The 21,644-nt window shown below is 72.3% G+C and carries 15 protein-coding genes and 2 pseudogenes; 4 read left to right on the forward strand and 13 right to left on the reverse strand.

All coding sequences use genetic code 11. From position 1 onward, the window contains the following. Positions 1 to 480: pseudogene (locus tag NBZ83_RS16030) on the reverse strand (toll/interleukin-1 receptor domain-containing protein); the annotation flags it as partial. Positions 481 to 1,471: 991 nt separating this feature from the next. On the opposite strand from NBZ83_RS16030, the gene NBZ83_RS16035 reads away from it, so the two are divergent. Continuing rightward, entirely contained in the window at positions 1,472 to 2,656 is a 1,185-nt protein-coding gene (locus NBZ83_RS16035; RefSeq protein WP_261569525.1) for a UbiA family prenyltransferase, read from the forward strand. Here NBZ83_RS16035 and NBZ83_RS33370 read toward each other — a convergent pair. The 6 genes from NBZ83_RS33370 to NBZ83_RS16065 form a co-directional block, all read right to left on the reverse strand. After that, complete coding sequence (locus NBZ83_RS33370) at positions 2,648 to 5,311, reverse strand: tetratricopeptide repeat protein (protein ID WP_261575304.1); 2,664 nt, start codon at positions 5,309 to 5,311, stop codon at positions 2,648 to 2,650. The two genes, NBZ83_RS16035 and NBZ83_RS33370, sit on opposite strands and share 9 nt — an antisense overlap. Before the next feature lie 174 nt (positions 5,312 to 5,485). Then, positions 5,486 to 6,583, reverse strand: a complete 1,098-nt coding sequence (locus NBZ83_RS16045) for a DUF3616 domain-containing protein (RefSeq protein ID WP_261575305.1) — start codon at positions 6,581 to 6,583, stop codon at positions 5,486 to 5,488. Then, entirely contained in the window at positions 6,580 to 7,089 is a 510-nt protein-coding gene (locus tag NBZ83_RS16050; RefSeq protein WP_261575309.1) for a hypothetical protein, read from the reverse strand. The genes NBZ83_RS16045 and NBZ83_RS16050 overlap by 4 nt, the downstream gene beginning before the upstream one ends. After that, entirely contained in the window at positions 7,014 to 7,274 is a 261-nt protein-coding gene (locus NBZ83_RS16055; RefSeq protein ID WP_261575306.1) for an ADP-ribosylglycohydrolase family protein, read from the reverse strand. Before NBZ83_RS16055 ends, NBZ83_RS16050 begins: the two co-directional genes overlap by 76 nt. A gap of 249 nt (positions 7,275 to 7,523) precedes the next feature. Beyond that, positions 7,524 to 9,665 carry an NAD-binding protein gene (locus tag NBZ83_RS16060; protein WP_261575307.1) on the reverse strand — a complete coding sequence of 714 codons (2,142 nt, stop codon included), beginning with the start codon at positions 9,663 to 9,665 and terminating at the stop codon, positions 7,524 to 7,526. Between the two features lie 126 nt (positions 9,666 to 9,791). Then, a complete protein-coding gene (locus NBZ83_RS16065) occupies positions 9,792 to 11,261 on the reverse strand; it encodes a short-chain fatty acyl-CoA regulator family protein (RefSeq protein ID WP_261569520.1) in 1,470 nt (489 codons plus the stop codon). A 187-nt stretch (positions 11,262 to 11,448) separates the two neighbouring features. On the opposite strand from NBZ83_RS16065, the gene aceA reads away from it, so the two are divergent. Then, a complete protein-coding gene (gene aceA / locus NBZ83_RS16070) occupies positions 11,449 to 12,801 on the forward strand; it encodes an isocitrate lyase (RefSeq protein ID WP_261575308.1) in 1,353 nt (450 codons plus the stop codon). 1 nt (position 12,802) lies between these two features. Next, the gene (locus NBZ83_RS16075) at positions 12,803 to 14,086 is read left to right on the forward strand and encodes a malate synthase (RefSeq protein ID WP_498041057.1); all 1,284 of its coding nucleotides are present in this window, start codon (positions 12,803 to 12,805) and stop codon (positions 14,084 to 14,086) included. A gap of 25 nt (positions 14,087 to 14,111) precedes the next feature. On the opposite strand, the gene NBZ83_RS16080 is transcribed toward NBZ83_RS16075, so the two are convergent. From NBZ83_RS16080 to NBZ83_RS16100, 5 genes are all read right to left on the reverse strand, one after another. Next, the gene (locus NBZ83_RS16080; RefSeq protein WP_261569518.1) at positions 14,112 to 14,837 is read right to left on the reverse strand and encodes a flavodoxin family protein; all 726 of its coding nucleotides are present in this window, start codon (positions 14,835 to 14,837) and stop codon (positions 14,112 to 14,114) included. A 98-nt stretch (positions 14,838 to 14,935) separates the two neighbouring features. Beyond that, complete coding sequence (locus NBZ83_RS16085; protein ID WP_261569517.1) at positions 14,936 to 15,928, reverse strand: sigma-70 family RNA polymerase sigma factor; 993 nt, start codon at positions 15,926 to 15,928, stop codon at positions 14,936 to 14,938. 99 nt (positions 15,929 to 16,027) lie between these two features. Next, positions 16,028 to 17,461: an aldehyde dehydrogenase family protein gene (locus NBZ83_RS16090; RefSeq protein WP_261569516.1), complete on the reverse strand. Its 1,434-nt coding sequence runs from the start codon at positions 17,459 to 17,461 to the stop codon at positions 16,028 to 16,030. Continuing rightward, the gene (locus NBZ83_RS16095; RefSeq protein WP_261569515.1) at positions 17,461 to 18,567 is read right to left on the reverse strand and encodes an acyl-CoA synthetase family protein; all 1,107 of its coding nucleotides are present in this window, start codon (positions 18,565 to 18,567) and stop codon (positions 17,461 to 17,463) included. Before NBZ83_RS16095 ends, NBZ83_RS16090 begins: the two co-directional genes overlap by 1 nt. 97 nt (positions 18,568 to 18,664) lie before the next feature. Beyond that, positions 18,665 to 19,339 (reverse strand): TetR/AcrR family transcriptional regulator, encoded by a 675-nt coding sequence (locus tag NBZ83_RS16100; RefSeq protein ID WP_261569514.1) that lies wholly within the window; start codon positions 19,337 to 19,339, stop codon positions 18,665 to 18,667. Positions 19,340 to 19,460: 121 nt separating this feature from the next. Here NBZ83_RS16100 and NBZ83_RS16105 point away from each other — a divergent pair, with 121 nt between their 5' ends. Continuing rightward, entirely contained in the window at positions 19,461 to 21,068 is a 1,608-nt protein-coding gene (locus tag NBZ83_RS16105) for an MFS transporter (protein WP_261569513.1), read from the forward strand. Positions 21,069 to 21,158: 90 nt separating this feature from the next. Here NBZ83_RS16105 and NBZ83_RS16110 read toward each other — a convergent pair. Continuing rightward, positions 21,159 to 21,644: pseudogene (locus tag NBZ83_RS16110) on the reverse strand (alpha/beta fold hydrolase); the annotation flags it as partial.

A 21,644-nucleotide genomic window follows, 5' to 3' on the forward strand; every position in this document is an offset into this window, starting at 1 on the left:
CTGCGGGCCCCGGGGGCGGGCCGACGCCGCCGAGCCGCGCGCCGGGCGAGGCGGATGCACGACGGCGTCCAGCAGCGTGTGCAGGGTGATCGGGTCGCGCAGGCTGCCGCCGGCCACCCGCTGGAAGACGAACCAGCGCCCGTCGCCGACCGGGATGGGCTGGTGGACGGGCTCGGTGAGGTGGCGGCGGGCGAAGTCCGGGGCCTCGGCCAACGCCCGCTTGTGGTGGGCGAACTCGCCGGGTTGAGGGTCCTGCGCGGTGCCCGGCGAACGATCCAGCTTCATGATCAGTTGGCGGGCGCCCTCATGGGGATCGTCCGCCAGGACGGCGGCGACCATGGCGGCGGATCGGCCACCGGTGAGCCGGCGGACCAGCCGAAAGGTGATTTCGGTCTGGGAGCACCAGTGCCGCAGCGCGGTCACGGCGGCGTCGTCAAGCTCGGTCTGCAGTGGCTCATCCAGCCAACGGGAAGACACCATGACTCCTGGGAACACATGTTTGCGGATTGCGGATTGCCTCCGCGGCGATGAGCGGGCTGCGCGCGCCGACTGGCGGGTAACGTGCCGAGAATACCGCGCCCGGAAACCCGGTTGCCGCCGGCGACCGCCGGCCGAACCGTTTCGACGCTGCCCGCGGACTCGGCCGCGGACCGATGTTCCGGTAATAGGAGACGACGACGGGAACCCGACGCAACGGTAGCGCAACGGAAGCGCAACCATTCGTGCGGTCGCGCGGTACTTTCTCGCCCGCCGCATACGACGCGTCCGCGGGTGGGCGGGTTGCTTACCCGTCGGCCCGAACTGTCGTTCGTACCTCGGACCATCGCGTACGAGGTTGTACGGATTTGCCCTCGAGGTCTTTCCGGTTAGTCCGACACGCGGTTATCTGAGAGCCGCCGACGGGTTGCGGCCGCCGCAGCCGCATGATCTGCACCTCCGTGGTCGACGGGGGTGGCTGATCGACGACCGCACCCTCGGCTCGCCGCCGGAGCGGACCTACCATCGGGGGGAGGCCCGCTCCGGCGGCCGTCGGCCGCCGTTGCCGCAAGGCCGCCCCGGCGCGGGCCCGCTCAAATCCCGCTCGCCCGCGACAATGCGCCTTCGTGGCCGTCAGCGCTCGCCTGGTGAAGCCGAGCCGTTGTCGCAGATCTTCCGGTGTGCGGTCCGGGTCGGGCATTGCCGCGAGGCCGATGCTTTCCTCGCCGGCAGGCCCCGAACCCGGCGCCCGGTCGGCGGTCGGCGGTCGGCGGCGCACCGTAGCGGTAATCTTACGGCAATACGGATTGGTTCGCCGGCACTTCCGATCGGCACGCTCAGAGTGTTACATCGCGTACTCGCCGCTTCCTGTACGACCTTGTACGGTCATGCCCGACCTCCTTTTCTCGGCGCCTCGAATGAGCTTTTCTCGACAGGCTGCAATCGTCCGTGAGCGCAGTGCTCGGGGGCCGCGAGAAAACGATCGTGAGGTCGGATGGAAAGCCGTGCCGCTGGACAGCCGGCGGGCCGGGCAGGGGCTGCGCGGTGGTATCGGCCCGCGGCCGGACGCCTGGCGGACGCCCGTGCTCTGACCCAGCCGGAAGCGGCGTCGGCGGACGCGGTCCCGTTCGCCGTCGGCGGCCTCGCGCTGACTGATCCCCAGGTCAGGGCGGTGCTGCTGCTCGGCCTCGCCGGGGCGCTGCTGTCGGTGTACGGCCGCCTGCTCGACGCGGTCGTCGGTGTCGACGTCGACCGGATCAACCCGGCGCGCCAGCGCAGCCCCCTCGTCCAGGGCAGGGTCGCGCCCGGCTGGGTCGCCGGATGGGCGGTGCTGACCGGGTTGGCGGTGGCGGGTGGCGGCTGGCTGTGGGCGGCGTCCCTACCCGCCCGAATCGGCTTCGTGGCCCTCGTCGGCCTGCGGGCCTGGCTGATCTTGTCGCGGCGTCGGATGGGGGGCGGGCCACCGTTACCTTGCCTGCTGGTCGCGGCCACGGCCGCGGGAGGACTGCCGTTGGGTGTTGCCGCCGCCGGGGGCAAGGTGGGCGTCGGCGTACTCGTGCTCACCGCGGGATTCGGCCTCGCGGCGCTCGTCACCGACTGGACGGTCGACGATCTGCGTAATCTGCCCACGGATCGGGTCTGCGGGGGGCGGACTCCGGCACTGGCGACCGGCGTGCACCTGCGCCGACCCCGCGGCTTCGTCTTCCCCCGGCGGTACACGGCGATCGTGCTCACCGCGCAGATCGGGATCGTCATCGCCGTGTCCGCGACGGGCGGTCTCGCCCTCGCCGCCGACCCGGCGGGCGCCGCCATCGCGCCGGTTGTACCGGGAGGGCCGGTCGTGGTCGCCCCGGTGACGCCCGGCCCACCCGGCGGCCATGCGTCCCTGGCCGGGCGCGGGCTCGCCGCGGCGGCGGCCGTCCTCGCCGCGCTGGTCGCCACCGCCGGGCTGGTCCGGCTGATTCGCTCGGGCGCCCCCGGCCTCGACCCGATCCGGTCCCCTCGCCCCCACGGCGGCGGCTTCGTCCTGGCGAACCTGCTTGCCTGCCAGCTGGTGAGCGTCGCCTGGCTGCTGACCGAGCCAGCCGGGCTGCCGTTGTGGGCCCTGCTGCCCGCCGTCGGCGGCTGGGTGGTCGGCCTGCCGCTGCGACTGCAGGCCGGACGGGCCGGGTCAGGATGACGGCGGACGGCCGGCGAGCCGCGCAAGCCGTTGCGTGGTTCCGTGTTCCGGGCCGAGCACGACCAGGCTGCGCCGGTGCGCGTCCGCCAGGTCGGCGCGCGCCACGGGGAGCCGGTCAAGCTCCTGTTCGAGTTCGCCGTGCAGGCAGACCGCCGCCAGCGTGCGGGGATGATCGGGGCCCAGGACGCGCCGGCAGGCCGTCACCAGCTCGGCGGCCGTCCGCGCGCCGCGGGCGTGCTCGCCGCGGCGATGATCGAGCCGGGCCAGGTGGTGCAGCGTCACCAGGGTCGCGGGATGCTCGGGCCCGAGTGTGCCGACCCGGTCCGTCCACACGGCGCTCAGCAGCTGCTCCGCCGCGTCCCACTGCCGCTGCTCGACGAGCACGTCGGCGACGTTGTTGCGGGTGGTGAGGGTGTCGCGGTGGCGGTGGCCGAGGACCCGTTCCCGGCTGGCGAGCGTCCGGGTGAACCAGCCGAGCGCCTCGCGGTGGCGGCCCGCCTCGCGCAGGGTGCGGCCCAGGTAGTGCTGCGTCGTCAGGGTGTCGGGATGGTCCGGGCCGAGGACGCGGGCCCGGTCGTCGAGGACGGTCCGCAGGCCTTTCTCCGCGTCGCGGGCCCGGCCCTGCGCGGCGCGCACCCGGTACAGGTCATGGGCGGCGGACAGCACGTCGGCGTGATCGTCGCCGAACAGTCGCCGGCCGGTGACCAGCACGGCCTCGTACGCCGCGGCGGCCTCGGTGAGGCGGCCGGTCGCGCGCAGGAAACGGGCGGCGAGCGTCGCGGGAACGAGCAGCTCCGGCGGCAGCCGGCCCTCGGTCAGCTCCGCCAGCCCCCACTGACGTCGCGCTTGCAGCATCATCAGGCCCGCGTCCGCGTGCCCGGCGAGCATCGACCAGGCCGGCCAGGTCCCAGGGTCGCGTGGGTCGTGCCGGCGGGTCGCGTGGACCAGCAGCGCGGTGATCGTCTCCAGGTAGTCCTCGAGCCGACCGGAGATGTGCGCGGCCCGGCCGAAGCTGTCCCGCACCAGGGGATGCAGCCTGATCTGGTGCGCCACATCCGCGCCCCCCGCCGCAGTCGGGGAGTGCTCGATCAGCCCGTGGCCGGCGAGGGCCCGCACCAACCCCCAGAGTTCGGCTGCCCGCAGGTTGGGGAACAGGGGCGAGGCGGTGAGCACCTCGGCGTTGAGGAGCACGTCGACGGGAATCGGATCGCCGCCGAGGCAGGCGAGCAGGGTCAGCAGCGGCTGGGCCCGGTCCTGCCCGCGGGCGGCGAGCAGGCTCAGTGAGCGCTCCCAGGTCGGCCCGACGAGTTCGCGCTCTCGGCGGCGCCCGGGCGCCTGCGCCCGGGGGTCCGCGCCGGCGAAGTCCGGTAGCAGCGACCAGGGCCCGCTCGTGCGTAGGGATCGCTCGTACGCCGGATAGGACCGGGGGATGGTCGAACCGCCGAAGCCCGGCGGCATCCGCCACGCCTCGGCGAGGAACTGGCCGGCCAGCGAGAGCGCCAGCGGTAGCCCGCCGAGGCGGCGGCCGAGGCTCTCCGCGGCCTGCGCGGATCCCGGGGCGTCGCCCGCCAGGTCGCGCAGCGCCTGCCCGGCGTCGGGGTCGGCGAGGGGAGTCAGCCGGTGCAGGCGTATCCAGGGCGGGGTCCGGCCGCCGGCCATGCCGCGCGACCAGTCCGCACTGTCGCGGGTGGTCACCACGACCATCCCCCGCGGTCGGGTGAGCGGACGCAGCCAACCGGTGCCGTCGAGCACGTCGCCGCCAGGTAGACCCAGATCACCGGCCGGATCGTCGGCGTTGTCGATGACCAGCAACCACGGCTGGTCGAGGGCGGCAAGCCGGCGCCACACCAGGTCGGGCAGGCTTGCCCGGCGCAGCTGATGATGGGTGGCACCGAGCTCGACGGCGAGCGCCTCCATCGCCGCGGGCACCGCGCCGGGGCGGGTGGCGCTGATCCACCAGGTCCGCACGCCGCGGTCGAGCGCGGTCGCGGCGAGGGCGAGGGCGACGGTGGACTTGCCGATCCCGCCGAGACCATGCAGCACGTGCATTCGGCTGCGGACCCGGCTACTGCCGCTCGAGCCGATGGTGTCACTCCCGGCGCGCTGCCTTTCGGCGGCGGGCAGCTGGCCGGTCAGCAGGGCGAGAAGCTCGCCGCGGCCGCGCACCGCCGGCAGCCGATCCAGTAGCGCCACCGGTGGCGCGATCGTCAGTGCCGCCGCGATCTCGCCGCCGCGGGCCTGGTCGAGGGGCGCCCGCCGGGGACCGCCGTCCGCCGACTGTCCGCCGGCGTCCCCGCCCGGGCCGGGCCGCCGGCCGGGGACGGCGCCGGGGCCCCACCCGCCACCGGCTGCGCCCCGCTCGTCGTCGCTGGAGCCCCGGCGGGAGCGTCGGATCCGGCTCCAGGTCTCGACCCAGCGGCGCAGCTCGGCGGGATCGGCCACCCCGCAGGCGCGCAGCATGTCCTCGACGAGGTTCGCCGGCTTCAGCCCCGGCAGGTGGGCGCCGCCGAAGTAGCCGCCGACCGTGCTGGCCGGGACGTCCACCCGCCGGGCGACGTCACGCACGCTGAGCCCCGCCCGCTCCCGGGCGACTGTCAGCGCACGGCCGAATTCCGTGCAGGTGGTGACGGCGGCTAGGTCGATCTCGTCAGACACGCGCGTACCTCAGGCAGGGCGGTGAGCAGGACGGAAGGTGATGCTGTGGGTAGATCTTGCCGTGATCCGCGGGAGCCGGGTAGTCCGTCCGACCCCTGAACATGTTGCGCGATTCCCGGGGGAGCGAACTGTAGTCGGTCTCGGCTTTCTGCTGGTTCAGTGGCTCGGGCTGGTTCAGCAGCCCGGCAGCGGGACGATGTCCGCGAGGATCTCGTGACGATGCCAGCGCCGCCGCGGTGCCGGGCTGTCGTGCACCACCAGCAACGCCGACGGTTCGCCGGGCATCAGCGCGATGCCCTCCGGGTGGTCGTCGCCAATCCCGACGGGCAGCTCCAGCACCCGTTCGATCGCCTCGTCGGTGACGACGACGCTCGTGCGGGCGTGCGCGGCGCCCCGCCAGCGGTAGATCCGTACCGGCCCGTCGAGGTCCATCGTCGGGCCCGCGAGCAGCAGCAGATCGTCGCCGTGGGCGAGGATGTCGCGCACGCCGAGCCCGTCGAGGTCGAGAAAATGCTTACGGTAGCGGCGTCCGTCGCCGTCGCCGCCGATTGGGGCGAGCAACAGGTCCTGGCCGTCGCCCTCGGTCAGGCGCAGCTCCAGCACGACTGCCCAGCCGCGCAGCACCGGGCCGCGCAACCCCAGGTAGATCCGTTCACCGACGACCGCGAGACCCTCGATGTCCAGGCCGTTGTCCTTGCTCGGGATCTTCAGGAACAGGCCGAGGTGCTCGTCGTCCCGCAGCGCCCGGGTCAGCCGGTTCTGCTTGGACAGGCCGAGCGCGGCCGCGGTGAGCTTCTCCCCGTTCGGCGAGGCCGGCGCCGGGGCGCTTGCGACAAGCGTCGGCGCACCGTCGATCTCCACCACCGGGATGCGGCCGAGCAGGTAGCGGTTGGCGTTGCTGCTCACCTTCGCCAGCCGGGCCAGCGCCTGCTCGGTGGCGTGGTGCGGCCTGACCCGCTTGCGGGTCCGGGCGTGCGAGCCGACGAACCAGAGATAGCCGCCGTGCCGGTCGATGCCCTCGATGTCGATCTCGAGCTGGCTGCCGTCCGGCTCCGGCGGCTCCGGCAGGGGGAGGAAGTCCGCGATCGAGAAGCTGACATGGTCGACGAAGCCGTCCCCGGCCGGCGACAGCGCCGCCCGCTCGATGGTGATCGTCTCGTCGCCGGCGAGCCACAGGTGGCGCCCGTCCCCCTTGAGGGCCGACAGCGACTCGGCGATGTCGATCACCCCGGCATCGTCGGTGAAACGGATCGGAATCGTCCTCGCCGTCATAGTCCCCCCTGCGGCTGCCCCGTTCCGTGTGGCCGTCCCGGTCCCCGCGGATCTTCGTCGGCGTCGAGCGCCGCCGTGGGGGAGCGTAATGCGGATCCGGGCCGCACCGCTGCCCCTGTCGAACAGCCGATACGCGACGAACGCCGCAGGTCGTCGAACACGGGCGGCGGGTAGCGGGCCATGGCGAGGCCGGCGAGATCGGTGTGCACCTGCCGGGTCCCATGCGGATCGACCAGGACGGCGGACATCGCGCTGTGCGCCGTCGGCAGGACCCCGGCGCCCCGGCCCGAGCCGTCCTCGCCGAGCAGGCCGAGGCGCCGCAGCTCGGAGCGGATCACCAGCCCCGCCGGATCGTCCCCGACGAGGGTGGCCGGCGACACCGGCGTGCAGGCGAGAGGAAACCCGTCCACCGACACCGTCTGCTGCACGTTCACCACCCCGGCCACGACCACATGACCGGCCTGACGACAGTGCTCGGCGCGACCGTGCACGAATGCCCCCCACATCGCCTGCCTCCCATCTGCGTGTCGTCCGTCAGCGGGGCACGAACCCCATACGCCTGCGTCGGCCCGGTAACGCCCGCCGGCCTGTGTTCGCGTCGGATGTCGGCCAGCGACTGGAACTCGATGCCGGCGCCGAGCGCGTCTCCCAACGCGCCGCCCAGCAGGCAGCCGTGGACCTGGTCCTTCATGAATTCTGGGGATCCCCTCGCGAGACGACGGCCTCGTAGCCGTGGAGAACCCTGCCCGTGGGGACTACGGATGGAAAGCCCGTGATTCGCCCCGGCTTCCTCTCGATCGGCGTGCCGCCTCGGGTCCGGATGGAGATCGGCACGGGTCGGGGATTCGCCCGGACACGTGGCACGGTTCCGCGGCACACCAAGATCACCATGGCTTGAGTCGGCGGCCGATCCTCCGAGAGCGAGTTGGCCCTGAACATGTCAGTTTCCGGCGGGGTCGGCGGAGCGGTCGGACTCGCTTCGCGTCGCCGTCGCGGAGGCCCGTGTCGGTGCCGGAGGGTGCCGCGCCGGGTCGTCGACATGCTGGTTGCGCCGAACCATGTCGACGATCTGGGTGACGGGGCCGACGACGAGCAGCTCGTCGCCCGGCCGCAGCCGGGTGTGCCGGCCGGGCCGGTAGTCCGGCTTCCCTGCCGCCTGTCCGTCGCCGCCGCCGTTCTCGTCGTCACAGCTTCCGCCGGTGGCGGTGGTGGCGGTGGTGACGGCGAGGACGCGGGTGCCGGTGGACAGCTCCCGCAGGGTCGGGCCGACGAGCGCCCCGCCGGCGTGGACGGTCATCCGGGCGACGAGGAACGGGGTGCGCTCCACGTAGAACGTGCTCAGCACGTCGTAGCCGAGGGCGGCCCCGACGAAGTACGGGGTGGCCAGCGCCGAGGCGCTGCGGGCGGTGTGGATGCCGAACCGGCGCTCGACCTCGTCGGCCATCGTCGTGTCGAAGATCCGCAGAACGACCCGCAGGCCGGCTTGGCGTGGCTGAGCCTCGGGCGACCGGACCCGGCCGTAGGAGCGGCCGTAGGAGCGACCGCCGGAGCGCCGCGCCGCCTCCCTGGCCGTGCGGGCGCCACGAAGTTCGCCGTGCGCCTCCCGGGCGGACAGCACCGTCTCCAGGTTCGCCACCCCGTCGCTGGTCAAAGCGGCGACCGTGGTCGCGTGGGCGAGGCCGGCCTCCAGCAGGGTGGACCGCACCGTCGCATCCCCGATGATCACCGGAACCCCGTGTTCGCGGGCCACGGGCAGGTACCGGTTGTTCTCGTCCCGTTCGATGACCACCACCTGGCGGCCGGTGCGGACCAGGCCGTCCATCGTCGCGACCCCGACCGAGCCGAGGCCGGACAGGATGACGTGCCCGCGCACCGCCCCGGCCCGGCCGCGGCCCAGCGCGCGTTCGAGCCGACGGCTGATGATCACGTTCGTGATGAAGGCATAGACGACCGCGATGGACAGCGCGCCGGACAGCATCAGCCCGATGCCGAAGACCTGCAGCCACTCGTCGGCGGCGCCGAAGTTGAAGTCGCCGTAGCCCACCGTGACCATCGTTTCGACGGTGAGGTAGAGGGCGTCGAGCGGGCCGAAGTCGGGCGGCGCGGCCTGGTTGTGGTCGGTGTAGGTCAGCGACAGCACCACCGTGCTGACCAGCAGGATCGCGGCGACGGCGACGAGGGCCAGCCGGAAGGGCCGGTCCAGCTCCCCGCGGATTATGGACAGGAATTCCCGTAGCCGCGCGGTCGTGCCGCGCCGGGCCCGGGACGCGCCACCGCGTTCGGCGGTGCCGGCGCCGAGGGTCGCGAACAGGCGCGCGTCGTGCAGGCCGGAGACGGTCATCCCGCGCTCGTCGAACTCGGCGAGGCGACCGAGGACGGTCAGCCGGTCACCCGGCCGCAGCGGGGTGTCCCGCGGCGGGAGCATTTCGGCGTGTCGGGCGTCGGCGCGGCGCAACGCGATCGGGGTGAGGTCGCCGTAGCGGGCCCGGAAGGCGCCCCGGCCGGTGATCTCCTCCTCGATGACGGCGAACACCTCGGCGTCGGCGCGGGCGTCCATCGTGAAGGCATGGGTGACGTCGGAGCGCACGCACGCCTCGACGAAGCTCGGCCCGGCGAGTTCCGCCAGGTTCAACACCCGGACCTGGGGGAGAGCGTCGGCGAGCTGGTCGCCGAGCTGCGGGTTGTCGATGCTGACGACCAGCCGGACGGCGGGGGCGACGTCGGCGGCGAGCAGCGCCGTCTCCAGATTGTCGAGATCGGCCTCGTGGCAGATCACCACGGCGAGCGCTGCGGTGATGCCGGCCTCGCGCAGCACCTCGACCACGTGCGGACTTTCGAGCAGGACGCGGACCCCGCACCGTTCCAGCCGGCGGCGCGCGACGGCGGTGAGCCGGTCGTCGACCGCGACCACCGCGACGCCGGAGGCCTGCAACTGCTCGGCGAGGCGCAGCCCCATCGCGCTGAGCCCGGCCACGATCACGTGCCCCAACGGGCCGGCGTGCCCCAACGGGCCGGCGTGCCCCGGGGGGCCGGCGTGCCCCGGGGGGCCGGCGCGATCGGATTCACCGGAATCCGTCGGCATACCTCCACCTCTCCGCGGGCACCGGGCTCAGACCGGTCCACAGCGATGGAATGCCGCGTTGAACTGGGCCGATGCAACTGATCCCGTGAGGGGCCAGTCTCGCATGCCGGCGCCGGCCCGTCCGGGTCAGGAGTTGATGTCGGCCGGGTAGGGGGCGAAGGTGCCGCGGTTCTCGTCGAGGGCCAGGCTGCGGCCGATCTGCGGGAAGGCCCGCTGCGCGCAGCCGACGCGCTCGCACACCTTGCAGCCGATTCCGATCGGCACCGCGGCCGCTGGATCGTCGAGGTTGAGCCCGATGGAATACACCAGACGGCTGGCATGGCGCAGTTCGCAGCCGAGACCGATGGCGAACGTCTTACCTGGGCGGCCAAATCGGCCATAGCCCCGACTGACGGTACGGGCAATCCAGAAGTAACTGCGCCCGTCCGGCATGGTGGCAATCTGGGTGTGAATCTTTCCGGGGGCGGCGAGCGCCTCGTACACATTCCACAGTGGGCACGTTCCGCCGGCGCGGGAGAAATGGAATCCGGTGGCCGACTGGCGCTTTGACATGTTGCCCGCGCGATCCACCCGGATGAAGGAGAAGGGGACGCCCCGAGCCCGGGGGCGCTGCAGGGTGCTCAGCCGGTGGCAGATCGTCTCGAAGCCCATGCCGAAATGCTCGGAGAGCCGTTCGATGTCGTAGCGGAACCGCTCGGACGTGGTGTGGAACACATCGTAGGGCAGGATGAGGGCGGCGGCGAAGTAGTTCGCCAGGCCGATCCGCGTCAGCGTCCGGGCCGGGGGGCCGGAGAGCATTCCCTCATCGGTGAGCCGGGTGACCAGGTCGTCGAACTCGGTGAAGGCGAGCTGCAGTGCCATCCGGAACGCCCGTTGTCCGGGCCGCAGATGGCTCGACAGGGTCAGCACCCGGGTCTGCGGGTCGAAGTGGTGCAGCACGTCGACGTCGAGTTCATGGTCGAGCTCGCGGCCGTCGTCGCGCGGCCCGGCGAGGTCCGGGCCGGGCTCGCGGCTGTGCACGCGAACGCCGTGGTAGGCCAGCCGCTCGACCAGCACCGCGTGGACCCGGCCGCGGGTGAGGCCGATCTGGCCGGCGAGCCGCTCGGCGGCCTCGTCGAGCTCGCCGACGTAGTTCTGGCGCTGGTAGAAGAAGTCCCGGACCTCCTCGTCCGGCATCGGCGCCGGCGCCGGCCCGACCGGCTCCGGCCCGCGGGCGCCGGTGAGCGCGGCCAGGCGCTCGTTGGCCTGCCGGTAGCGGCGGTGCAGGGTGATCAGCGCGTGCGCGGTCTGCGGCAACTGCTCGGCGAGCTGGGCGGCGTCGGTGGCTGGCACCTTCAGGCCGATCGTGCCGTCGGAGAGCACCTCCCGGACCTCCGCGATCAGCCGGGTCACGTCGTGCGCGGCGAAGAAACCGGCGTCCACGCCGAACGCCTCAGTGATGCGCAACAGGACCGGAACGGTGAGTGGCCGCGAGTTGTGCTCGATCTGGTTGAGATAGCTGGGCGAGATGCCGAGCAGGCGCGCCAGCTCGACCTGGCTCATGGCCCGTTCCTCGCGCAGTTCCCGCAGCCGGGTCCCGACAAAAGTCTTCTGCATCCGCTCCTCCCTGTGGGGAGGATAGCCGACCTTCTGCCAACGGTCCATTTGCAAGATTTGCAATCCCGGCTCAGAAGATTCGCAACACTTGGCTCGTTGGGCCACTCGACCGGTCCGAATCGCTGTGACAGCTTCGAAGAGCAAGGTGATTCGCGCTATTCCGAGTCGGGGGCAGGGAGAGATCGACATGGCCGAGACGAAGACGACGGTGACGACGACTGCGGCGACCACGCCGGCGAACGGTGTCGCGCAGGCGGCCGAGGAGCTGGCCGGCCGGTGGGCGACGGACCCGCGGTGGGCGGGCATCGAGCGCACCTACGGCGCCGGCGAGGTCATCAAGCTGCGCGGCAGTGTGCTCGAGGAGCACACGCTGGCGCGCCGCGGCGCGGAGAAGCTGTGGGGGCTCCTGCACGACACCGACTACGTCCACGCGCTCGGCGCGCTGACCGGCAACCAGGCCGTCCAGCAGGTCAAGGCCGGACTCAAGGCCATCTACCTGTCCGGCTGGCAGGTCGCCGCGGACGCGAACCTGTCCGGCCAGACCTACCCGGACCAGAGCCTCTACCCGGCGAACTCGGTCCCGGCGGTGGTCCGCCGGATCAACAACGCGCTGCTGCGCGCCGACCAGATCACCTGGGCCGAGGGTGTCGCCGATGCCCCCGACTGGCTGGTGCCGATCGTCGCCGACGCCGAGGCCGGGTTCGGCGGCGTCCTCAACGCCTTCGAGCTGATGGGCGCGATGATCACGGCCGGTGCCGCCGGGGTGCACTGGGAGGACCAGCTCGCCTCGGAGAAGAAGTGCGGCCACCTCGGCGGCAAGGTGCTCATCCCCACCGGCCAGCACATCCGCACCCTCAACGCCGCACGCCTGGCTGCCGACGTCGCCGACGTGCCCTCGGTGATCGTCGCTCGGACCGACGCGCAGGCGGCGACTCTCATCACCAGCGACGTCGACGAGCGGGACCTGCCGTTCGTCACCGGCGAGCGCACCGCCGAAGGCTTCTACCGGGTGCGTGACGGCATCGAGCCGTGCATCGCCCGAGGCCTGGCCTACGCCCCCCACGCCGACCTGCTGTGGATGGAGACCTCCACGCCGGACCTGGAGATCGCCCGCGAGTTCGCCGAGGCGATCAAGGCGCAGTACCCGGACCAGATGCTCGCCTACAACTGCTCGCCGTCGTTCAACTGGCGGGCGCATCTCGACGACGCCACCATCGCGAAGTTCCAGCGCGAACTCGGCCACATGGGCTACAAGTTCCAGTTCATCACCCTGGCCGGATTCCATGCGCTGAACCATTCGATGTTCTCCCTCGCCCACGGCTATGCCCGCGAGGGCATGACCGCCTATGTCGACCTGCAGGAGCGCGAGTTCGCCAGCGAGGCCGACGGCTACACCGCCACCCGTCACCAGCGCGAGGTCGGCACCGGCTACTTTGACCTGGTGAGCACCGCCATCAACCCGGCGAGTGACACCATCGCGCTGCGCGGCTCCACCGAGGAGGCGCAGTTCACCGCGACCGGTGCCGGCGCGGGGCACTGACATGCCGGCACCGCGTGGCGGTCGGATCGAGGTCATCGGCGAGCCCGGTGAACCTCGGGAGCGTTTCCGGGAAATCCTGACGCCGGAGGCGCTGGAATTCCTCATCGCGCTCGACACCGCCTTCGCCGCGCGGTGGGCCGGGCTGCTCGCAGCCCGGCGCGAGCGGCACCTCCTGCTCGCCTCCGGGGCGGCCAGCCTCGACTTCCTGCCCGAGACCGCGGCCATTCGCGCCGACGCATCGTGGCGGGTCGCGGGCGCGGCGCCGGGCCTGGTCGACCGGCGGGTGGAGATCACCGGGCCGACCGAGCGGACGATGACGGTCAACGCGCTGAACTCCGGGGCCCAGGTGTGGCTGGCGGACTTCGAAGACGCCACCGCGCCGACCTGGTTCAACGTGATCGCCGGCCAGCTCAACCTGCTCGACGCGCTCGAGGACCGGCTCGACTTCACCACGCCGGCCGGCAGGCGTTACCGGGTCGGGCCGGACCCGGCGACGATCGTCGTCCGGCCGCGGGGCTGGCATCTCAGCGAGCACCACCTGCTCATCGACGGCCGACCGATGTCGGCGAGCCTGGTCGACTTCGGCCTGTACTTCTTCCACTGCGCCCGCCGCCAGCTCGATCGGGGCAGCGGACCGTACTTCTACCTGCCGAAGCTGGAGGGTCATCGCGAGGCCCGGCTGTGGAACGACGTGTTCGTCCTCGCCCAGCAGCGCCTCGGCCTCCCGCGGGGCACGATCCGGGCGACCGTGCTCATCGAGACGATCCCCGCCGCCTTCGAGATGGAGGAGATCCTCTACGAGCTGCGCGAGCACTGCGCCGGCCTGAACGCCGGCCGCTGGGACTACGTGTTCAGCATCATCAAGGCCCTCGGGGCCCGCGGGGAGGCGTTCGTGCTGCCGGACCGCGCCCAGGTGACGATGACGGTGCCGTTCATGCGGGCCTACACCGGGCTGCTCGTGCGGACCTGCCACCGCCGCGGCGCCCACGCGATCGGCGGCATGGCGGCGTTCATCCCCAGCCGGGACCCCGAGGTCAACGCCCGCGCGCTCGACCAGGTCCGCCAGGACATGCGGCGGGAGGCCGACGACGGGTTCGACGGCTCCTCGGTGGCCCATCCGGGGCTGGTGGCGGTGTGCGATGCGGCATTCGACGCCCGCCTCGGCGCCGCGCCGCACCAGCTCGACCGGCCGCTCGAGGAACATCCCGAGATATCGGTCATGCGGGAGGTCGGATCGCAGCCGGTGTGTGCTATCTCCGAGACGCTTTTGGGTGCGGGAACATAGATGATCCACGCCTCCCCGGCGGACACTACGTCGCCCTCGGGACGGGGGCCGACGCGGACACCGGCCTAGCCGTGCTCGGTTGGTTGGCTGTGGGGTGGCCCCGGCCCCGTTCGAAGCGCAGCGCTGTCTCGGCCACGCGGCGACCGAGATGCTCGGCTGTGCGCAGGTCGGCTTCGGGCGGCGCGGCGTCCGGCCCCTCGTCGACGTTCGACTGGGCCCCTGCTCCCAGCCAAAAGCCGAGCCGGTTGAGTTCGGCCTCCGACCCCGACGTCGAGTTGTTCGCCGGCGGTAGGCCGAGGTTGACCCAGTGCATACCGTGCTGCGCGGCGAACAGCGCGAGCTGGAACAGGGTGGCAAGCTTGTCTCCGGCCCTGGCGCCCGAGTTCGTGAAACCGGCGGCAATCTTGTCCTGCCAGGTGTGGCCCTGGGCCATGACCGCATGTGAGGTCGCCTCCTGGAACGCCTTGAAGGCCGCGGAGACACCGGCCATGTACGTCGGCGTACCGAAGATGATGGCCGCCGCGGCGGCCAGGTCCTCCCAATGTGCTGGAGCCTGCTCGACATCCACCAACAGCGCCTCGACGTTCGGTACGCGGCGCACTCCCGCCCGCACCGCCTGGGCCTGCCGAGCCGTGTGGCCGAAGCCGCTGTGGTAGACGATCGCGACGCGTACCGACGGTGAATCGCCATGCGGCGCCGCATGGCGCCGCGGATTCGGCGCGGGCGGGAGGCCTCGGGTGGGAGCGTCCATGGTCATGTCCTCCGGTCATTCGTCCTGGCATCCACTGGACGCCGGGGGTCGTCGCTACCTTCATGACGACCCAGGCGGGGCGGAGGTGACCGACGGAGTCAGGGCCGGCCCCGCTGATCTGCAGGGGTCTGAGGTCCGTGCCCGTCCGGACGGTCCGCGTCGCCAATCCTCGGGTCCTCCTGTGCGGTGGTGTCGTCGCCCCTGACATGATCCAAAAGACCGCCGAGCCTGATCCGTCGCAGCCGAGCAGGATCGCCGATGACCTCGATTGCGGTGACGCGGTCGCCGACCGTCGTGATCCGCAGCACAACCATCACCATCCCGTGCGGTGCAACGACCGCACCCACCGTGCCGTCCACCAGCGCGGGCCGGGCCAGCCGCGCCCGGTCCATGTTGGCGCGGGTCTCCTCGGCGACGGCCCGGGCACCCCGTACCTCGGCCGGCGTGCCCGGGGCCACAGCCAGGGCGTCGGCTCGGCGGACCACGTCCGGCGCCAGCACCGCGAGCAGGGCGTCGAGGTCGCCGGCGCGGGAGGCGCTGAGGAAGGCGGTCACGACCGCCCGCTGCCGGGCAAGGTCGACGACCTGCAGGTCGTCGGTGCCGCCATGCACTCGGTGACGGGCCCGGCTGGCCAGCTTCTTGGTGGTTGTCGTGGACCTGCCGACGATCCCGGCGATCTCATCAAACGGCACGGCGAACAGATCGTGCAGTACGAAGGCCACCCGCTCGGCCGGACTGAGCCGGTCGAGAACGGCAAGCAATGCCAGTCCGACCGCGTCGGCCGTCATGGCCGCCTGCTCCGGATCAGTGGCGGCGTCGGCCATGACCGGCTCGAGGCTGGTCGGGTCGATGGGTTCCTCTCGTCGACGTTGGCGCGCGCGCAGCAGGTCAAGGCAGACGCGGCTCACGATCGTGGTCAGCCAGGCCGGCACGTTCGCGACCGAGGCGGCACCGGCCCGGCTGGCTCGCAGCCATGACTCCTGAACCGCGTCATCGGCCTCGTCGGTCGAGCCGAGAATCCGGGCCGCGATAGCCCGCAGCCGTCCGCGGACCTGGTCGAACTCCTCGGCCAGCAAGGCTTGGTCGTCCATCGGTCACCTCTAGTCGTCACGGATCGTCGTAACAGGTGACGAGGGATCGACGACGAAAATCAGCGACGACTCTGGAGGTAGCCCATGCTAACGCCGGGCTCAGTCCCGCAGGACGGTCTTGGTGCGCATGAGGAACTCGCCGAGGTAGCCGTCGTGGGGGACGTCGGGTCGCATCCAGTAGGTGGGGTGGTCGCCGACGTAGACGTTGCGGATCGTCGGATCGTCGACGAGCTGGTCGAGGAGGCGCTCGTCGTGGGTGAGGGCGGTGAGGACGAGGGAGTTCCGCAGCGGGCCGATCCCGTCGGCGGGCGACCAGGGGGCGACCCACACGCAGGGGAAGCCGAGTTCGATGCCGGTCTGGGCCGCGTCGGCCCGGTCCACCTGGAACACCGCCGGGCGTAGCGCGACGCCGCCGCCGGCCACCGGGTCGGTGATCCCGGTGCCACCGAGGTGGGGCGTCGTACCTGCCGCGTGGTCGAGCAGGAAGCGTTCCAGCGCCGCGGCCTGCTTGGTCGGCTGGCAGGGCAGCACCGCCCGGTCGTCCTCGGGCGGCAGGGTCGGGATGGCGGCGAGCCGTTCGGCGAGGGCCGCGGCGAGGCCGCCCGGGTCGCTGTCGGTGAACACCGCCGTCGCGTTGACGCAGGCCGTCCCGCCCTCGTCGCCGATGGAGTCGACCAGGGTGTCGAGGTGTTGGTGCCAGTTCTCGCCGGCGAGCAGGATCTTCGATCGGCCGGGCCCCTGGACGAGCACCGTGGGGTCCGCGCCGTACTTGGCGACCACGTCGTCCCCGCCGTAGACCATGGACAGGTCGGCGGCGGAGATGATCTCGTCTGCGACGGTGTGGTCGGTGGGCAGGTAGGCGACCTGGTCGGGGCCGAAACCGGCCGCGCGCAGCGCGGTGATCAGCCGGTGCGCGGTGAGCGGCTCCCGCCGCGACGGCCGCACCGCGACCCGGTATCCCAGCGCCAGCGCCTGCGGCCACAGGGCATGCACGCCGGGATGGTTACCGGAGGCGTGCACCGCGAAGACCTCCCCGCGCCGCGTCCACACCGCCCGTCCGCCCCGGGTGGCCGGGTCGTGCCAGTCGTCGACGCTGGCCATGGGCCGGGCTTGGCGCGCATCGCGGCCGGCGTCGAGCAGTGCCCGCCGAGTCGTCTCGGTGGCGTGGCGCACGATCTGGATCGGCATCCCCGAGATCCGGCTGACCGCGTGCGCGTAGGCGTCGACGCTCAGCCCGCCGATGGTCTCGGTCGTGAACGCCTCTCCGGCTCGGGTGAGTGCGGCGAGCCGGTCCGCGGCCGGCAGCGGTTCGGCGGCCCGCAACGCGGCGATGGCGCGATGCACGTACAGCGACGGCACCAGGCTCAGCTCGGCGAGCGGGACGCCGGCCAGGTCGGTGATCGGCAGCCGGTTGCGGGATCGGTAGGGGCCTGCGGGGCCCAGCGCGTCGAGTTCGATCAGCTCGGCCCGGTTGCCCGCGGGTTCGGCCCGGTTGCCCGCGGGTGGCGCGGTGGACGGGCTCCTGGCGGCCATCAGTACACCCCCTCGATCACCGGGGAGTCGCCGAACATGGCGACCGGTGCGACGTCGGCCACCGAGTCGCCGGGCCGCCCGGGTGGCGCTTCGATCCGGGTCGCCTCGTCGCGCTCGAGATTGTTGGGCAGCAGCGCCGACTTGCTGACGTGGTTCATCACGACGCGGCCGCGGCTGCCGTAGGGCACCGGTTCGCCGGTCTCCGGGTCGACCACGCGGAACGTGACATACGGGGAGAACGAGTCGAAGACGCAGGGGGCGTCCGGGGCGAGCCCGTCGCGTTCGATGGCACTCGCGAGGATCATCGTGCTGCCGTACCGGCCGACCATCCGGTTGTGCGGGAAGACCTCCGTGCGCAGCAGGTACCGGGTGTCCGGGTCGAGGTGCGCACCGCCCCACTCGATGACCTGGACCCGGTCGGCGATCAGCTTGTGCAGCTCCTCGTCGCGGACCAGCCGTTCCAGCAGCGGCGGCGTGGTGATCAGTACACCGATGTCCTGCGACTCCAGGACGGCGCGGGCCTGCGCGACGATGTGGTCGGCGTACTGCTCGGCCTGATCGCCCCGGCCGGTCGCGATGCACTTCTTCACCCAGCGGGGATCGAGGTCGACGGTGAAGCCCAACCGGCCGCGCCGGCGGACCGACTCGCGGACGAACGCGCCGAACATGTGCGGCCCGCCCGGCGCCAGGGCGAGCCAGTCGACCCGGCGCGGGTAGTCCCGCTCGTCCATCTCCTGGTCGGTGTGGACCAGCAGGCGTTGCATCCAGTCGGTCATGAAGACCACGCGCTTCGGCGGGCCGGTGGTGCCGCCGGAGTCGTAGACGCCGTACACCGCGTCGTCCTGCCCCGCGTAGCCGCGGGGGATCAGGTCCCCGGCGGGCACGTACCGCAGCCGGTCGACGATGTTGGGGAATCTGGCGAGGTCGTCGACGGTGTGGATGTCCTCGCGCGGGTCGAAACCGAGGGTGTCGGCCTGGTCCAGCCAGAAGCGCGAACCGGTGCGCGGGTCGAAGTGCCAGCGCATCGCCGCCTCGATCAGGTCGGTCTCGTCGGGGATGTGGTCCGCCGGGCCGTCGAGGATCGAGTTCGGGTGCAGTGTCGTCATCGGAGAGCAGCCTCCCGCCGCGTGCGCCTGCTGTGGCGGGCGACCGCCGTCCGGCGGACGCCCTGTCCTTCGAGTGCAGGCCGCGCGGGTACGGGTGTCAACCGCAGTGATCGGTTGGCCGCAGGGGGCTCAGCGGGCCGGCCTTCACGCCGGCCATCGCGCTGTTGATCAGGGGGGCGAGATCGGTGCCGGCGGGCATCGCCGCCCAGGTCTCCAGGACGATGTTGAGAGCCGCCAGGGCGCAGCCGGTCGCCACCTGGGTGGACAGGTCCGCCGCGGGCCGGCCGAGGCGGGGCGCGAGCGCCTCGGCCAGCGCGTTCTGGCCGGAGCGGGACGCCTCGACGAGCAGGCCCCGCATGCGGGGGAGCTCGGAGATGAGCCGCAGCAGGGTGCGGACCTCCTCGGGGTCCTTGTCCATGCGCGACCACATGTACACCGTCGCCCGACCGAGGGCGTCGGCGGGATGCTCGTGCGCCGGCCGGTCCCGCAGCGCCGCGATGAGCTCGGTCAGCTCGAAATGCACGGCCTCGCGGAGCATGTCCTCCTTGAACGGGAAGTAGCGGAACACCGTGCGCGGGCTCAGGTCCACCGCGGCGGCCACATCCTCGACCGTCGTCGCGTCGTAGCCGCGCGACATGAACAGCCGCAGGGCCGTGTCCGCGATCGTCGCGCGGATACGCGCACGCCGCCGTTCGGCTCGCGTCTGCTCGGCTCCACCGTCGCCGACCCCGGTCGCGACCGCGGGCGGAGCCTCCCCGGTCTGCGTCGTCACGGCGTGATCATACCGCGGGACGGACGTGATTGTCATCTCTGACTGTTTGGCAGTACTGCCACTATGGCATTCAATGTCAGGGAAGCCGATCGACATCGGCCGAGGTGGAGGGGAACAGGACATGGCGACAGCTACGGACGCGGCGCACTCACCGCGGCGCACCGCCGACGGAGGCGACTCGGCCGCCGGTGGCACCAGCAGGCGGGGTCATCCGTGGTTCACACTCGTCAGCGTCGCGCTCGGTGTGATCATGGTGGGTCTCGACGGCACGGTCGTGTCCATCGCGAACCCGAAGATCGCCGAAGATCTGCACGCGTCACTCTCGGACCTGCAGTGGGTCACCAACGCCTACCTGCTGGCGCTCGCGGTGCTGCTCATCCCCGCGGGCAAGCTCGGCGACCGGTTCGGCCGGCGGCTGATCTTCCTGATCGGCGTGGTCGGGTTCGCCCTGACGTCGCTCGCGGTCGGCCTCGTCGGCTCGATCGAAGGCGTGATCATCTTCCGGACGCTGCAGGGTGTGGCCGGCGCGCTGCTCATGCCGAACACGCTGGCGATCCTGCGCTCGGCCTTCCCTCCGGAGAAGCTGAACTCGGCCATCGGGATCTGGGGCGGCGCCTCGGCGATCTCGATCGCGGGCGGGCCGATCATCGGCGGCCTGCTCGTCGAACACGTGTCGTGGGAGTCGGTCTTCTACATCAACGTCCCGGTGGGCGCGATCGCGCTGATCGTCGGCCTGCTCGTGCTCGCCGAGAGCCGCGACGAGTCGGGTTCCCAGCGCTTCGACGCCCCCGGCCTGCTCACCCTGGGCGGCGGCCTGTTCGCGCTCGTCTTTGGAATGATCAAGGCGCAGGGTTGGGGCTGGGGCTCCGGCAAAACGATCGGCTTCCTGGTCGCCGCCGTCGTGCTGCTCGTGCTGTTCGTGGTCATCGAGACCCGGGTCCGCGCGCCGCTGCTGCCGATGCGCCTGTTCCGCAACCGCTCACTCAGCCTCAGCGCGCTCATCGTCACGCTGACCTTCTTCGCGATGTTCGGGGTGCTGTTCTTCCTCACCCTCTACCTGCAGAACGTGCACGGATACTCCGCCATCCAGGCCGGCGTGCGCACCCTGCCGCTGTCGGCGGTGTTCATGGTCTCGAGCCCGCTGGGCGCCGTCCTCAACGGCCGCTTCGGTCCGCGGCTGCCCATCGCCATCGGAATGGCGCTGCTCCTCGCGTCCTTCGTCGTGCTGACCCAGCTCGAGCCCGACTCGTCCTTCAACCTGCTGTGGCCGCCGTTCGTCGCCATCGGCGTCGGCGTCGGACTGACCATCACCGCCGCGTCGGATGCGATCATCGGCAACGCGCCGATCGAGGACTCCGGCGTCGCCGGCGGGCTGCAGTCAACGGCGACGCAGCTCGGCGGTGTGCTCGGCACCGCGGTGCTCGGCTCCGTGCTCGCCAGCCGGGTCGGGTCGGTGCTGGTCGACCGGCTGGTCGGGGCCGGGGTGCCGGCGGAGCAGGCCGGCAAGCTCGCCCAGGCCAAGGAGCTCGTCGGCCAGGGCCTGGTGCCCCCGGCCACCGGTGCGCCCGAGAACCTGCAGGGCGCGATCGAGGCCGGCAGCCACGCCGCGTTCATGAGCGGACTGCACGTCGCCATGGTGATCGGCGCCGCGCTGTCCGGGGTCGCGATGGTGCTGGCGCTGTTCATCCGCCCCGGCGAGAACGCGGGCAACGCCGTCGCCCACGTCTGAGCGCCCCGCCGCGGCGGGATCCGGATCTCCCACATCGGGCGGGCGGATCCCGCCGCGGCGTGTTCGGCCGCGGGCGATGGTCTGGCCGGGTCAGTGGGCGGTGATCGGGCCGGCGGGCGGTGGCCGGGCCGGCGGGCGGTGGTCGGGCCGGCGGGCGGCGGTGTGCACCAGGATGTCCCGGCCGACGCTGACGGCGTCCTGCAGCGGGCCGAAGTGGCCGAGATGACCATAGGAGACGTGCCGGGCGGCCGGCAGCGCCGCGGCCAGCCCGGGGGCCGCGGGGATCAGCTCCGAATCGGACTGTTCACCGGTGGCGACGACGGTGGGAAGCGCCGCCTTCGCCACCGTCGCCCAGGTGATGCGGCCGCTGGCCTCGAAGAAGCGGGCCTCCTGCTCGGCCCGGCAGCGTAGCCGCACGGTGCCGTCGGGAAGGTCTTCGAAGCCGTGCTCGACGTAGGCGGCGAGGGCGCCGGCGGTGAGCTCGCGCAGCGGCGGCCTGGTCGCGTAGCGGGCCAGCGCCGCCTGCCGGGAGGGGAACACCTCCCGGCGCTGGCGGGCGGCGGCGGCCATCAGCGC

The organism is Frankia gtarii, assembly GCF_025403375.1.
In the GTDB taxonomy this organism is placed as follows: Bacteria; Actinomycetota; Actinomycetes; order Frankiales; family Frankiaceae; genus Frankia; species Frankia gtarii.